Below are 13,241 nucleotides of genomic sequence, written 5' to 3' on the forward strand. Positions count from 1 at the left end.
CACGCTCAGCCGGGGAACGCCGCCTCGTAGATCGCCTCGAGCTCGGGCGAGTCGACGTTGCTGAAGCCGCACGTCGCGATGACGCCGTCGGTGGCGGCGATGAGGTAGGCGGTGCCGTCCTCGAAGACGATCGGGGCGCCGTCGACCACCGTGTCCTCGCCCTGCGCGACCTCGACCGTGTCGCCGACGTCGCCGGTGAAGCGCTTGTCGACCGAGAGCGTCACGACGCCGTCCGCGATCGAGGTGACGGTCGCGCGGAACGCGTCCTCGGCCTGCCCGATGATGTCGGGCGTGATCTGCGCGCACGAGGCGTTAAGGCCGCCGTCGGGGGCGAGTTCGAGGCGGGTCGGCGGCGCCGCGGGTGCCAGCGCCATCGGCAGCAGGAACGCAGCGGCGGCGGCCGCGACGACGATGCCGCCGCCGGCGAGCAGCCAGCCGCGGCGGGGAGCGCGGGCGCCGACGGGCGCGGGGTCGGTGCGGGTCATGCTGTCCTCCGTCAGTCGGGTGAGTTCGTCGCCGCGCAGGGGCGCGAGCGACGCGGAGGGGTCGGCGCGGCGGATGAGTCGCCGCAGGTCGTCCTGCTCGTGGTCCGTCATCGTCCGCTCCTCTCCTTCACTTCGACATGTCCGGGAGATGCCGTTTCCTTACGCCACGCATCGGCGAACCTCTTCCGGGCCCGGTGCAGCCGGACGGTGGCGGCGTTGGCGGTGAGGCCGAGGACGACCGCGATCTCGCGCGGCTCGAGCTGCTCCCACGACCAGAGGCGGAGCACCTCGGCATCCGCCGGTCGCAGCGACGCCAGCACGCGCCGCACCGCGTCGTCGGTGCCGTCGTCGCTGTTGGCGGTCGTCTCGGGGGGAGGGTCGAGGGTGCGGATGCGGCCGGCCAAGCGTTCGCGCCGCCGCGCCGCCCGCTCGGTGTTGGCGAGCTGCAGTCGCGCGACCCCGATGGCCCACGCGATGTGCTCGGCGGGGATGTCGTCGAGGCGCCGCCACAGGGCGAGCAGCGTCTCGGAGACGACGTCGTCGACGTCGGCGGCGTGCGCGCGCCGGGCGAGGTAGCGCCGCACGGGCTCGATGACGTCGCGGGCGATCTCCTCGAAGCGCCGGCGACGGTCTGCGTGCGACATGGCCCCCATGCTCCTGCATGTCCGGCAGGGCGGCCGTTCTTACGCAGTCGTGTCGTCGGCTCCGGTGTCGTGCCGCGCAGGGATCTCGAGCAGATGCAGGAAGTCCTCGAACAGCCCCTCCATGTCGACGGCGTCCGGGTCGAGCAGCCACTGCAGCTGCAGGCCGTCCATCATGGCGGTGACGAGCTGGCCGACTCGCTTCGGGTCGAGGTCGGTGCGCAGCTCGCCCTGGTCCTGCAGCCGGGAGAACGACTCGTCGTCCTGGTGACGGATCGCGCGGTACCGCTCGCGGAACGACTCGTGGGCGGGATGCTGCGGGTCGGTCGCCTCGGCCGAGAGCACGACGTGGAGCGCGACGAGCCCGGGGGAGCGAGTGTTGCGGGCGACCTGCTCGCGCATCGTGTCGACGAAGCTGACGCCCGCCGCCTCGGACTCCTCGCGGCGCTGGCGGTCGATCTCGTCGCGCTCGGCGATCGTGGCGGCGAGAAGGCCCACCTTCGACCCGAAGTGGTGGAGGAGCCCGGCATCCGAGATCCCCACGCGGCGGGCGATCTCGCGCAGCGACGTCCCGCGGTACCCCTGCTCGCCGAACACCTCGACAGCGGTCTCGAGGATCGTCGATCGTCGCTTGTCCCCGCGTACCCGGCGCAGGTCGGGTCGTTCGGGCTGGTCGGTGGGGGTCTCTTCGGCTGCGTTGCTCATGGCCTGCTCTCTTGCGAGGTCGGTTGCCGCCAGTCTATACTCAACAAACTAAGCGAGCAGTTGCTAAGTTAGTTTTCCGACCAGCTGCCGCTGCGTCCAGACTCGATGAGGAGGATCCCGTGAAGATGCGCAACAAGGCACTCGCGTTCGGAGCGATCGGCGTGGTGGGCATGCTTGCCCTGGCCGGCTGCGGCCGGGCGGACGACGCCGGACAGAACGGCGGAGGTGGCGAGGCGGCGACGGTCGACGACGCGCCCGCGAAGGGCGAGATCGAGATCTGGGCGATGGGCGAGGAGGGGGAGAACCTCGGCGACTTCGCGGACGCCTTCGTCGAGGAGAATCCCGACGCGAGCGTGACGGTCACCTCGATCCCGTGGGCCGACGTCATGACCAAGTACCAGACCGCGGTCGCCGCGGGCACCGTCCCCGACGCGATCATGATCGGCTCGTCGCTGCTGCCCTCCATGGTCGCCGCCGGCGGCCTGGCGAAGGTCCCCGACGACCTCGTCGACGAGGACTCGTTCAACGAGACGGCGCTCGAGTCGACCGAGGTGGAGGGCACCTCCTACGCCGTGCCGTGGTACGTCGAGACCCGCGTCATGTACTACCGCACCGACCTCGCCGAGAAGGCGGGCGTCGAGGCGCCGAAGACATGGGACGACCTGACCGCCTTCGCGACGGCGATGAAGGAGAACGGGTCGGACTACGGCATCCAGTTGCCGATGGGCGACGCCGAGGACTCGACGCAGGTCATCCTGCCGTTCTACGCGCAGGCCGGCGGCGAGGTGCTGAACGACGACGGCACCGCCTATGCGTGGGACGAGGCTGCCCTCACCGACGCGCTCGAGTACTACGCCTCGTTCTTCACCGAAGGTCTCGCGCCCATGTCCGGTTATGGCGACGAGCAGACGGCCGCGTTCGCGAGCGGCTCGAACCCTGCGTTCATCTCCGGCCCGTGGATGGTCGGCGTACTGGGCGACCAGGAGTCGCCGGAGTGGGTCGACGAGAACGTCGGCACCGCGCCGGTGCCGGCCGGCGCCGACAACAACGACTCGTACCTCGGCGGCGGGCACCTCGGTGTGTTCGAGGACGCGGAGAACGCCGACGGTGCGTGGAAGCTCATCCAGTGGCTCTCCGAGCCCGAGACGCAGCAGCAGTGGTTCGAGACGGTCAACGCCCTCCCGGCGGTGACCTCAGCGCTCGACGCCGAGCCGTTCACCTCCGACCCGCGCCTGTCGGTCCTGAACGAGCAGCTCGAGGACACCGTGGCTCCGCCGTCGGTGCCGAGCTGGAACGAGATGTCGGCGTTCATCGAGACCGAGGCCGAGAAGGTCGCCAACGGCAGCAGCGCGGCGGATGCGGCATCCGCCATCATCGCCAAGGCCGAGTCGCTCGGCACGGGCTGGTAACCATCGTGGCGCTCGTCTCGACGAGCGCGGCTGGGCGGCGAGGAGGCTTCGCCGCCCAGCGGCGCCGCACCGCTGTGGTGGCGTGGCTGTTCGCCCTGCCGTTCCTCGTCATCTTCGCTGTCTTCATGCTCGGCCCGCTGCTGGGCTCGTTCGCGATGTCGTTCACCGATCTCGGCGTGCGGGACCTGCGCTCGCCGTTCTCGGTCAACGTGATCGGGTTCGACAACTTCGTCGCGCTGTTCCAGGACGAACTGTTCGTGAAGTCGATCGTCAACACCTTCTATTTCGTCGGTGTCGGCATCCCTCTCACGATGGCGCTCGGACTGCTGCTGGCGGTCGCGCTGAACTCGGGCATCGAGAAGTTCCGCAGCGTCTTCCGGGTGGGCTTCTACACGCCGGTCGTGACATCGATCGTCGCGGTCGCCGTCGTGTGGAAGTTCATCCTGCAGGACTCAGGGCTGCTCAACACGGTGCTGTCCTGGGTCGGGATCAACGGCCCGGATTGGCTGAACGACCCGGTCTGGGCGATGCCGTCGATCATCGTGATGGGCGCCTGGCGCAACATGGGCACGCTCATGATCATCTTCCTGGCGGGTCTGCAGGCGATCCCGCGGGACGTCTACGAGGCCGCCGAGGTCGACGGCGCGAGCGCCTGGCGTCGTTTCACGAGCATGACGCTGCCGCTTATGCGGCCGACGCTGCTGCTCGGCGCGGTCCTCCTGTCGGTGGGCTTCCTGCAGGTCTTCGAGGAGCCCTTCGTGATGACCCAGGGCGGTCCGCTGAACTCGACCCTCACCATCAGCTACTACGTCTACAACCAGTTCGGATACGGCGACTACTCGCTCGCGTCCGCGGCGGCCTACGTGCTGTTCGCGTTCATCGCAGCGCTGTCGGCTGTGCAGTTCCGACTGCTGCGATCGAAGGACAACTGACATGGCGATCACGACGGTGACCGAGCCCGAGAAAGCCGCGGTGACGACGGATGCCGCGCCCCGCCGGCGTCGACGGCCGATCGGCTGGTCGCGCGGCGTCACCTACCTCGCGCTCACGATCGGGCTGATCCTGACCCTCGCGCCGTTCATGTGGATGCTGCTCGGCAGCTTCAAGACGCAGGGCGAGTTGCTGCAGCGGCCCATCACGTGGTGGCCCGAGCAGGCGACGCTCGACAACTACTCGCAGTGGCTGACGCAGCTGGACTACGGGCAGTTCTTCCTGAACTCGGTGGTCGTGGCGCTCGTCGTCGTGGTCGGCAACATCGTGTTCTGCTCGATGGTCGCCTATGCGCTCGCGAAGCTGGAGTTCCCCGGCAAGAAGGTGCTGTTCGGCCTCGTGCTGCTGACCTTGATGGTCCCGGGTGTCGTGACGCTCGTGCCGATGTTCGTCCTTGTCGCGAACATGGGCCTCGTCAACACGTATCCGGCGCTCATCCTGCCGTTCCTGGCGGGACCGCTCGGCGTGTTCCTCATGCGGCAGTTCATCATGGGTGTGCCGGACGCGCTGATCGAGGCGGCACGCATCGACGGGGCGGGGGAGTGGCGCATCTTCCTGCGCGTCGTGCTGCCGCAGTGCGGCCCGCCGATCGCCACGCTCGCGATCCTCACCTTCCTCGGCTCGTGGAACAACTTCCTCTGGCCGCTCGTGGTGGCCCAGACCGAGCAGATGTACACCCTGCCGGTGGCGCTGTCGCTCTACTCGGTCGGGTCGAACGGCACGTACTACGGGCTGCTGATGGCGGGGTCGGTCCTCGTCGTGACGCCGATCCTGCTGCTGTTCCTGTTCCTGCAGCGCTACTTCGTGCAGGGCATCGCGATGACCGGGCTGAAGTAGGTCGCCCGGCGGCTCGGCGTCGTGGTTCACCGATCGTTCACCGGACGGGGTCCCGATCTGGGGCTAGCCTGCGGGCATGACCAGGTCTCGGATCGTCCGCAGCATCGCCAGGGTGTTCGACCGTCTGCTCGGACCGGCGTCGTCGACGCGCCGCGACGAAACGAAGCGCGCCGGCGGCCCCATATCAACCGATCCGAGGCAGGCTTCGCGTCGCGCCGAGGGCAGCACGGCGTGGACCCGCATCGGCGGTGGCGGCGCAGTGTGACCTCCGCCTCACCACACGGGGTGCGATCGGCTCGTCATAACGGCGGCGATCCGCGTTCCAGCGGTTGAACCGACGCCGAATGTCCGCTGGAGCGCAGATTCCCGCTGGAGCGCGGGGCACGGGACGCGAGCGAGGGGCGGGTGACACCACGCACCCGCCCCTCGCTGTTCCGTCGTGTCAGCGGATCTCGAACGAGACCGCCCGCAGCACCTCGTCGCGGGACGACGGCCCGATGAGGAGTTCGAACTCCCCGGGTTCCACGATGCGGCGGCCGGCCGCATCCACGATCGTGCAGTCGGACGCCGGCAGCTCGATCTCGACCGTCGTCTGCGATCCCGGGGCGAGGTCGACGTGTCGGTACGTCTTCAGCTCCTTGTCGGCCCAGCTGACCGAGGTCACGATGTCGCGCACGTAGACCTGGACGACCTCGTGCGCGGGGCGCGTGCCCGTGTTGCGGACGGTCACGCGGGCGCGGACGGTGTCCCCGGCGGAGACCACGGGCGTCAGGATCTCGGGCTCGTGGTACTCGACGGTCGTGTACGAGAGGCCGTCGCCGAACGCGAACGCCGGTTCCTGGGTGAGGTCGGCGTAGCGGTCGCCGTGCTGGCCGCGGATCTGGTTGTAGTACGTCGGCTGCTGGCCGGCGTGACGGGCGAAGGAGATCGGCAGGCGTCCGGCGGGTTCGATCTCGCCGAGCAGCAACTCGGCGATCGCGCGACCGCCCTGCATGCCGGGGTTCGCGACCCAGACGACGGATGCCTCGCGCACCGACTCCGGCAGGATGAGCGGCTTCGACGCCATGAGCACGACGACGAGCGGCGTGCCCGTCGCCGCGAGGGCGTCGAGGAGTGCGCGTTGCCCGCCGATGAGCTCGAGGGTCGCGGTCGACCGGCCCTCGCCGACGAGCTCGATCCGGTCGCCGACGACGGCGACGACGACGTCGGAGCGCTCGGCGAGGGCGACCGCCTCGGCGATCCGCTCCTCGTCCGGGTCGCTCGGGACAACGATGGGCGGGCGCGGCTGCCCGTCGGGGAACGTGCCGGCGGGGTCGTCGCTGAGGCGCAGGATGTCGGCGCCCCGCGCGTACTCGACCGCCCCGCCCGAGCGCTCGCGCAGCCCGTCGAGGACCGTCGCGATCTGCGCACGCGGGTGGCCGTCCGGCATCCAATCGACCTGTCCGGACGAGCCTGCCCAGTCCCCGAGCTGAGTCTGCGCGTCATCGGCGAGGGGGCCGACGACGGCGATCCGGCGGGTGCCGGCGGCCAGTGGCAGGGTGCCGTCGTTGCGCAGCAGCACGAGCGAGCGGCGGGTCACCTCGAGGTTGAGGTCGGTGTGGGCGCTGCGGGCGACGATCGCGGCGATGCGCTCGCGGTCCGGCAGGCGGGGGTTCTCGAACAGACCGAAACGGAACTTGAGCGACAGGATGCGCGCGACGGCCTGATCGATGTCGGCTTCGGTCAACATCCCGCGTTCGACGGCCTCGAGCGCGCCGGAGAAGAACCCGGGCGTGGTCATGACCATGTCGTTGCCGGCCTTCACGGCGGCGGCCGCGGCGTGCACAAAGTCGGGCTGCACCTTCTGCTCCCACACCATGCGACCGACGTTGTCCCAGTCGGTGATGAGGGTGCCGGTGTAGCCCCACTCGCCGCGGAGGACGTCGCTCAGCAGCCAGTCGTTGACGGTGATCGGCACGCCGTCGGTGGTCTGGTAGCCGAGCATGAAGGTGCGGCATCCCTCCTTCGCGACGCGTTCGAACGGCGGCAAGAACCACGAGCGCAGCTTGCGTCGCGAGATGTCGGCCTCGCTCGCGTCGCGCCCGCCCTGGGTCTCGGAGTACCCGGCGAAGTGCTTCGCGGTCGCGAGGATCGCGTCGGGATCGTCGAGGCCGTCGCCCTGGTAGCCGCGCACCATCGCCGAGGCGAGCTCGCCGATGAGGAACGGATCCTCGCCGAACGTCTCGTTCACGCGGCCCCAGCGCAGGTCGCGCGCGATGCAGAGCACGGGGGAGAAGGTCCAGTGGATGCCGGTGGACGCCACCTCTGCCGCGGTCGCTTTCGCGACCTGCTCGACGAGCTCGGGGTCCCACGTCGAGGCCATCCCGAGCTGCGTCGGGAAGATGGTCGCGCCCTCCCAGAAGGAGTGTCCGTGGATGCAGTCCTCGGCCACCAGCAGCGGGATGCGCAGGCGCGTCTGCGCGGTGAGCTCGGCGGCGCGGAGCACCTTCTCGGGCGACGTGTGCAGGATCGAGCCGGCGTGGCGTTCGTGCACGATGTGCTCGAGGTCCTCGCGGGCGTCGAACTGCATCATCTGCCCGACTTTCTCGGGCAGCGTCATGCGCCCGAGCAGGTCGGCGACCCGCTCCTCGACGGTCCGTGCGGGGTCGAGGTAGGGGGCGGTGGGCAGGTCGACGACTGTCATGCGGTGCTGTCCTTCGAGGTGGTGCGGTGCGTCGAGGCGGGTGCGCGGACGACCGTGACGGCGTCGTTGACGTCGAGCCCCTTCTTCCTCATGGCGCGGGCGCGCTCGCCGGCCGAGCGCAGACGCGGGTTCACGTACTCGTCGATGCCGAAGTTGATGAGCGAGAGCGCGACGCCGATCGCGGCGATGCACAGGCCCGGAGGCAGGTACCACCACCACTGGTTCTGCCGGAACGCGCCTTGCGCGCTGGCCCAGTTGAGGATCGTGCCCCAGTTGTAGGTGTTGACCGGGATGACGCCGATGTACGAGAGCGTCGTGAGGCCGAGGATCGCGGCGGTCACGGTGCCGACGAAGCTCGCGGCGATGAGGGCCATGAGGTTCGGCAGCATCTCGACGGTGATGATGCGGCGCAGCGGCTCGCCGTTCGCTCGGGCGGCCTGGATGAAGTCGCGGTTGCGGAGCGACATCGTCTGCGCGCGCAGGACGCGGGCGCCCCACGCCCAGCCGGTGATCCCGAGGACCGCGGCGATGAGGACGAGCGGCGGCTCCTCGAACATCGAGGCGACGATGATGATGAGCGGGAGCCCCGGGATGACGAGGAACACGTTCGTCAGCGCCGAGAGGCCCTCGCTCTTCCACCCGCGGACGTAGCCCGAGACGACACCCACGACGATGGCGATGACGGTGGCCAGGATCGCAGCGAGGAAGCCGACGACGATGACGCCGCGCGTGCCGTGGATGACCTGACTGAGCACGTCCTCGCCGATGTGGGTGGTGCCCAGCCAGTGCTCGGCGGACGGCGGCTGGAACCGCGCCGTGTTGTCGACCTGGGTGGGCGAGAACGGAGCGAGGACGTCGGCGAAGATCGCGATGAGGACGAAGAAGCCCAGGATGGCGAGCCCCGTGATCGACTTGGCGTTGCGGAACATCGCGAACGCCGACCCCAGGCGGGCCCAGAACGTGTTGGGCGTCGGGTCCTCGGTGCGGGCCATGCGGATGGTGGCGGTGGTGGTCATGGTCAGGCCTCCGTCTGGCGGGTGCGCGGGTCGAGGAACGCGTAGGCGATGTCGGCGAGGATGTTCGCCACCAGCACCGACAGCGTGATGACCAGGAAGACGCCCTGCATCAGCGCGTAGTCCTTGCCGTTCGTGGCATCCAGCAGAAGTTTTCCGACGCCGGGGTAGCTGAAGACCATCTCCATGACGATCGTGCCGCCGACGATGAAGCCGATCGACAGCGCGAAGCTCTGGATCTGGGGGAGCACCGCGTTGCGCGCGGCGTAGCGCCAGAGGACGCGCGAGTTCGGCATCCCCTTGGCCTGCGCGACCGTGATGTAGTCCTCGTCGAGGACCGTGAGCATCATGTTGCGCATGCCGAGCATCCAGCCGCCGAGCGAGGCGATGATGATCGTCACGGCGGGCAGGGTGCCGTGATGGATCACCTGTCCGATGAACTCGGGGGTGAACTCGGGCGAGTAGCCGACGCCGTAGGCCTTGCCGATCGGGAACCACTTGAGGTTGACCGAGAAGAGCGCGATGGCGAGCAGACCCAGCCAGAAGTACGGGATGGTGCTGAGGAATGTCGTGATCGGGATCATCACCTCGGCGCGGCTGCCGCGACGCCAGCCGATGATGGCGCCGCCGATCGTCCCGATGAGGAACGAGACGATCGTGGCGAAGCCGACGAGACCGACGGTCCACGGCAGGGACTGGCCGATGACCTCGCTGACGGGGCGCAGGCCGTGCAGCAGCGAGACGCCGAGGTCGCCGCGCAGCATGAGGCCCCAGTAGTCGAGGTACTGCTGCCACAGGGACTTGTCGGTGTCGATGCCGAGCAGGGCTCGCAGGGCGTCGGCCGCCTCGGGGGTGACGTTGCGGTTGCGGGCGAGGTACTGGTCGACCGCGTCGCCCTTCATGAACCGGGGCAGGAAGAAGTTGATCGTGATCGCGGCCCACAGCGTGAACAGGTAGAACAGCGCGCGGCTGCCGAGGAAGCGCCACGGGATGCGGGAGCGTCCCTTGACGGCGGTCGTGGCGGTCGTGCCGACCTCGAGCGCGTCGGACGTCTCGACGGGCAGCTGGGGTTCGACGGCGGTCATCGGGCACCTCCGGAGAAGCCGGGAGCCGACGCGAAGTGGCTCTCGGGGTCGGGCGAGGCAGCGCGGAGCTCCTGCGTGTAGGGGTTCTGCGGGCGCAGGATGACGTCGTCCGCGGTGCCGCTCTCGACGACGCGGCCCTGGTTGAGGACGAGGATCTCGTCGCTGAAGTGCCGCGCGGTCGCGAGGTCGTGCGTGATGTAGAGCACCCCGAGGCCCTCTTCGCGCTGCAGGTCGGCGAGGAGGTTCAGCACGCCCATGCGGATCGAGACGTCGAGCATCGAGACGGGCTCGTCGGCGACGAGCAGGCGGGGGCGGGATGCCAGGGCCCGGGCGATCGCGACGCGTTGCCGCTGCCCGCCCGAGAGCTCGTGCGGGCGGCGGTCGATGACCGAGTCGGGGTCGAGTCGTACGCGCTCGAGCAGGCGGCGCACCTCGTCCTCGACCTCGCGCTTCGGGACCACGTCGTCCAGGCGCAGCGGGCGCTCGACGTGGTGACGGATGGAGTGGTACGGGTTCAGCGAGGCGAACGGGTCCTGGAACACCATGCGCAGCTGCTGCCGGTACGCCCGCAGCCCCTTGCCCCGGCGGGGGATGGGGGCGCCGTCGAGGCGGACCTCGCCGCTCGTGGGCGTCTCGAGCTGCGTGAGGATCTTGGCGATCGTCGACTTACCGCTGCCGGACTGGCCGACGAGGCCGATCGTCTGACCGGACGTCAGGGTGAACGACACGTCGTCGAGGGCCTTCATCTGGCCGGCTCCACGGACCTGGTACACCTTCGTGACGCCGTCGAATTCGAGTGTGGTCATCGGACGACGACCCCCCTTTCACCGGTGAGGCGCGGGAACGAGGACAGCAGGGTGCGCGTGTACTCGTGCTGCGGGTTGCGCCAGATGCGCTCGGCGGTGTCGATCTCGACGATCTCGCCCTCGCGCATGATGGCGATGCGGTCGCTGATCTCCAGGAGCAGCGGCAGGTCGTGCGTGATGAAGATGACGGAGAAGCCGAACTCGTGGCGCAGCTGCGAGATCTGCTTGAGGATCTCGCGCTGGACGAGGACGTCGAGCGCGGTCGTCGGCTCGTCCATGACCATCAGCTGCGGCCGCAGCGCGAGCGCCATCGCGATCATGACGCGCTGGCGCATGCCGCCGGAGAGTTCGTGGGGGAAGGAGCGGCGGCGGGCGGCGCCGACCTTGACGATCTCGAGGAGCTCGTCCACGGCCTCGCGCCGCGCGGCGCGGTTCATGTCGGGGCGGTGGACCTCGAAGACGTCGGCGAGCTGGGAGCCGATCGTCGCGACGGGGTTGAGGGCGTTCATCGCGCCCTGGAAGACCATCGAGATCTTGTCCCAGCGGAAGCGGCGCATCTGCTCGGCGTCGAGCGAGTTGACGTCGATGTCCTCGCCGGAGACGTCGCGGAAGGTGACGGATCCGCTCGAGATGACGGCGGGCGCCTTGAGCAAGCGCTGCACACCGTAGGCGAGGGTCGTCTTGCCGCATCCGCTCTCGCCCGCGAGGCCGAGGATCTCGCCGCGGCGCAGGTCGAGGCTGACGTTCTTGACGGCTTGGACCGGGGGGTCGACGTCGTAGACGACGGAGAAGTCGTCGACGGACAGTAACGAATCGCGCATCGGTGCGTGCTCGCTTTCGTGGGGTGGCAGGGGTGGTGGGGTGGATGCCGCCGGGCCAGCGGCATCCACCCCGTCACTCGGTCGGATTACTCTTTGGGCTTCAGCTTCGTCAGGATCTGAACGACACCGGCCTGCGTCGGGTCACCCGCGGCGTACTGGTCGTCCTCCGACGGCCAGCCGACGTAGTTGCGCGTGTTGAACTCGCCGAGGAGCGGGTGCGCGCCCAGCGGGATGGCGGGGACGTTCTCCACGAACGCCTTCTGCAGCACGGCACCGGCCTCGGCGCGCTCCTCGTCGGAGGCGGCGTTGGCGTAGGTGTTCAGCGCCTCGGTGACCTTCGGGTCGTCGAAGCGACCGAAGTTGAAGGCCGCCTTGCCGTCGACGATCCACTTCGGGTCCATCGTCGACGTGTACAGGCCGTACGCGTTGCCGGTGTCCTCGAGCCAGTGGATGATCGCGTCGAAGTCACCCTCCTGCTTGCCGGCGTCCCAGCCGCCGAAGTCGGGCTGATCGACGTTCACCTTGATGCCGAGCGCCTTGTCGAGCTCCTCGGAGATGAGCTGCTGCTCGGTGTTCCAGTCGCTCCAGCCGGCGGGGACGGAGATCGAGAACTCGACGGGCTCACCGTCGGGGTCGGTCAGCGCACCGCTGTTCCAGGTGTAGCCGGCGTCCTCGAGGACCTCCTTGGCCTTGTCGACGTCGACCGAGTAGTTGTCGTCCTTGTACTCGTCGATGATCTCGCTCTCGAGCACCGAGCTCAGGCCGGTCTTGTTCCAGATCGCCTCGCTCGCACCCTCGCGGGCGATATCGACGTAGGCCTGCCGGTCGATCGTCCACGCCAGCGCCTCGCGCAGGGCGGGGTCGTTGAAGGGCTTCTTCTGGAGGTTCATGAACAGGGTGCCCGCGCCCGGGGTGGGCGAGACGAGGAACACGTTGTCGGGGTCGGCGTCGAGGTAGCTCTCCTGGACCTGCGGGATGAAGGCCTGCGCCCAGTCGGCGTCGCCGGTCGCGAGGGCCGTCGTGAGGGCGGCGTTGTCGCCGTACGAGACGTAGTTCAGCTGCGGCACGGCCAGGTCGCCGCCCCAGTAGTCCGGGTTGGCCTTCAGCGAGACGGACTCCGTCGACCAGTTCGACATGACGTACGGCCCGGTGCCGACGAGCTTGCCCTCATCGGTGAGGGGGTCGGTGTTGGGGTCCTCGATGTCCTTCCAGATGTGCTCCGGAACGATCGGGGTGTGGAGCACACGGCCCTGCGACGTGAACTTCGAGCTGCCGAAGGTGAGTACGACGGTGTCGCCGTCGGCCTTCACGTCGGTGACGCCCAGGGCGCCGGTGTCGGTGAGCTTGCCGCTGAGGTACTGGTTGAACGTGAAGACGATGTCGTCGGCGGTGAAGTCCTCACCGTCGCTCCACTTCACACCGCTGCGGGGCGTGACGGTGAGCTGGGTGTAGTCGTCGTTCCACTCGACCGTCTCCGCGAGCCACGGCGTGGTGCCGAGGTCGCCGGTCGGGTTGACGAGGGCGAGGGGCTCGAAGATGACCTTCGCGTAGCCGTAGCGCGAGCCCGCCGAGTCGCCGAGGTAGGGGTTGTGGGATTCGGTGGTGATCGCGCCGTCGGGCTTCGCGATCGTCAGCGCGGCTCCGGTGCCGTTGCCCGAGTTGCCGTTGGTGTCTCCGCCACCGGCGGCGCAGCCGGTGAGGATGAGTGCCGCGGTGAGACCGGCGGCGGCGAGGGAGGTCTTCAGCCTCATTGCTTCTCCTTCATC

Annotated in this window: 13 protein-coding genes; 4 read left to right on the top strand and 9 right to left on the bottom strand. The window is 69.1% G+C overall.

The window, feature by feature from the left end; translation table 11 throughout:
- Positions 1-5: 5 nt before the first annotated feature.
- From AYL44_RS09625 to AYL44_RS09635, 3 genes are read right to left on the bottom strand one after another with little or no spacing between them, the layout of a single operon-like run.
- Positions 6-596 carry a hypothetical protein gene (locus AYL44_RS09625; RefSeq protein WP_064003075.1) on the bottom strand — a complete coding sequence of 197 codons (591 nt, stop codon included), beginning with the start codon at positions 594-596 and terminating at the stop codon, positions 6-8.
- Positions 593-1,129 (bottom strand): RNA polymerase sigma factor, encoded by a 537-nt coding sequence (locus tag AYL44_RS09630; RefSeq protein WP_197471635.1) that lies wholly within the window; start codon positions 1,127-1,129, stop codon positions 593-595. The genes AYL44_RS09625 and AYL44_RS09630 overlap by 4 nt, the downstream gene beginning before the upstream one ends.
- Before the next feature lie 39 nt (positions 1,130-1,168).
- Positions 1,169-1,831, bottom strand: a complete 663-nt coding sequence (locus tag AYL44_RS09635; RefSeq protein ID WP_064003077.1) for a TetR/AcrR family transcriptional regulator — start codon at positions 1,829-1,831, stop codon at positions 1,169-1,171.
- Positions 1,832-1,956: 125 nt separating this feature from the next.
- On the opposite strand from AYL44_RS09635, the gene AYL44_RS09640 reads away from it, so the two are divergent.
- From AYL44_RS09640 to AYL44_RS14560, 4 genes are all read left to right on the top strand, one after another.
- A complete protein-coding gene (locus AYL44_RS09640) occupies positions 1,957-3,240 on the top strand; it encodes an extracellular solute-binding protein (RefSeq protein WP_064003246.1) in 1,284 nt (427 codons plus the stop codon).
- 5 nt (positions 3,241-3,245) lie between these two features.
- Complete coding sequence (locus AYL44_RS09645; RefSeq protein ID WP_157532618.1) at positions 3,246-4,172, top strand: carbohydrate ABC transporter permease; 927 nt, start codon at positions 3,246-3,248, stop codon at positions 4,170-4,172.
- A 1-nt stretch (position 4,173) separates the two neighbouring features.
- Positions 4,174-5,067 carry a carbohydrate ABC transporter permease gene (locus tag AYL44_RS09650; protein WP_064003078.1) on the top strand — a complete coding sequence of 298 codons (894 nt, stop codon included), beginning with the start codon at positions 4,174-4,176 and terminating at the stop codon, positions 5,065-5,067.
- A 76-nt stretch (positions 5,068-5,143) separates the two neighbouring features.
- Positions 5,144-5,332, top strand: a complete 189-nt coding sequence (locus tag AYL44_RS14560) for a hypothetical protein (RefSeq protein WP_157532620.1) — start codon at positions 5,144-5,146, stop codon at positions 5,330-5,332.
- 177 nt (positions 5,333-5,509) lie between these two features.
- Here the strand turns inward: AYL44_RS14560 and AYL44_RS09655 are convergent, their stop codons facing one another.
- The 6 genes from AYL44_RS09655 to AYL44_RS09680 all read right to left on the bottom strand — a co-directional run bounded on the left by AYL44_RS09655 (position 5,510) and on the right by AYL44_RS09680 (position 13,226).
- Positions 5,510-7,750, bottom strand: a complete 2,241-nt coding sequence (locus tag AYL44_RS09655; RefSeq protein WP_064003079.1) for a glycoside hydrolase family 3 N-terminal domain-containing protein — start codon at positions 7,748-7,750, stop codon at positions 5,510-5,512.
- Positions 7,747-8,766, bottom strand: coding sequence for an ABC transporter permease (locus AYL44_RS09660; RefSeq protein ID WP_064003080.1), 1,020 nt, complete (start codon positions 8,764-8,766; stop codon positions 7,747-7,749). The genes AYL44_RS09655 and AYL44_RS09660 overlap by 4 nt, the downstream gene beginning before the upstream one ends.
- 2 nt (positions 8,767-8,768) lie before the next feature.
- Positions 8,769-9,848, bottom strand: coding sequence for an ABC transporter permease (locus AYL44_RS09665; protein ID WP_064003081.1), 1,080 nt, complete (start codon positions 9,846-9,848; stop codon positions 8,769-8,771).
- Complete coding sequence (locus AYL44_RS09670; RefSeq protein WP_064003082.1) at positions 9,845-10,654, bottom strand: ABC transporter ATP-binding protein; 810 nt, start codon at positions 10,652-10,654, stop codon at positions 9,845-9,847. The genes AYL44_RS09665 and AYL44_RS09670 overlap by 4 nt, the downstream gene beginning before the upstream one ends.
- On the bottom strand, positions 10,651-11,475 hold the full coding sequence (locus tag AYL44_RS09675) for an ABC transporter ATP-binding protein (RefSeq protein ID WP_064003083.1): 825 nt from the start codon (positions 11,473-11,475) through the stop codon (positions 10,651-10,653). The genes AYL44_RS09670 and AYL44_RS09675 overlap by 4 nt, the downstream gene beginning before the upstream one ends.
- Positions 11,476-11,561: 86 nt before the next feature.
- Positions 11,562-13,226: an ABC transporter substrate-binding protein gene (locus AYL44_RS09680; RefSeq protein WP_064003084.1), complete on the bottom strand. Its 1,665-nt coding sequence runs from the start codon at positions 13,224-13,226 to the stop codon at positions 11,562-11,564.
- Between the last annotated feature and the right edge of the window lie 15 nt (positions 13,227-13,241).

Source organism: Microbacterium oleivorans, from assembly GCF_001644225.1.
Taxonomy (GTDB): Bacteria; Actinomycetota; Actinomycetes; order Actinomycetales; family Microbacteriaceae; genus Microbacterium; species Microbacterium gawkjiense.

Excerpts from the sequence above, each read along its gene's own strand:
- AYL44_RS09650 (WP_064003078.1), top strand. The coding sequence starts at position 4,174 with ATGGCGATCACGACGGTGACCGAGCCCGAGAAAGCCGCGGTGACGACG.
- AYL44_RS09675 (WP_064003083.1), bottom strand. The coding sequence starts at position 11,475 with ATGCGCGATTCGTTACTGTCCGTCGACGACTTCTCCGTCGTCTACGAC.
- AYL44_RS14560 (WP_157532620.1), top strand. The coding sequence starts at position 5,144 with ATGACCAGGTCTCGGATCGTCCGCAGCATCGCCAGGGTGTTCGACCGT.
- AYL44_RS09680 (WP_064003084.1), bottom strand. The coding sequence starts at position 13,226 with ATGAGGCTGAAGACCTCCCTCGCCGCCGCCGGTCTCACCGCGGCACTC.
- AYL44_RS09660 (WP_064003080.1), bottom strand. The coding sequence starts at position 8,766 with ATGACCACCACCGCCACCATCCGCATGGCCCGCACCGAGGACCCGACG.
- AYL44_RS09640 (WP_064003246.1), top strand. The coding sequence starts at position 1,957 with ATGCGCAACAAGGCACTCGCGTTCGGAGCGATCGGCGTGGTGGGCATG.
- AYL44_RS09665 (WP_064003081.1), bottom strand. The coding sequence starts at position 9,848 with ATGACCGCCGTCGAACCCCAGCTGCCCGTCGAGACGTCCGACGCGCTC.
- AYL44_RS09630 (WP_197471635.1), bottom strand. The coding sequence starts at position 1,129 with ATGTCGCACGCAGACCGTCGCCGGCGCTTCGAGGAGATCGCCCGCGAC.
- AYL44_RS09670 (WP_064003082.1), bottom strand. The coding sequence starts at position 10,654 with ATGACCACACTCGAATTCGACGGCGTCACGAAGGTGTACCAGGTCCGT.
- AYL44_RS09625 (WP_064003075.1), bottom strand. The coding sequence starts at position 596 with ATGACGGACCACGAGCAGGACGACCTGCGGCGACTCATCCGCCGCGCC.
- AYL44_RS09655 (WP_064003079.1), bottom strand. The coding sequence starts at position 7,750 with ATGACAGTCGTCGACCTGCCCACCGCCCCCTACCTCGACCCCGCACGG.
- AYL44_RS09635 (WP_064003077.1), bottom strand. The coding sequence starts at position 1,831 with ATGAGCAACGCAGCCGAAGAGACCCCCACCGACCAGCCCGAACGACCC.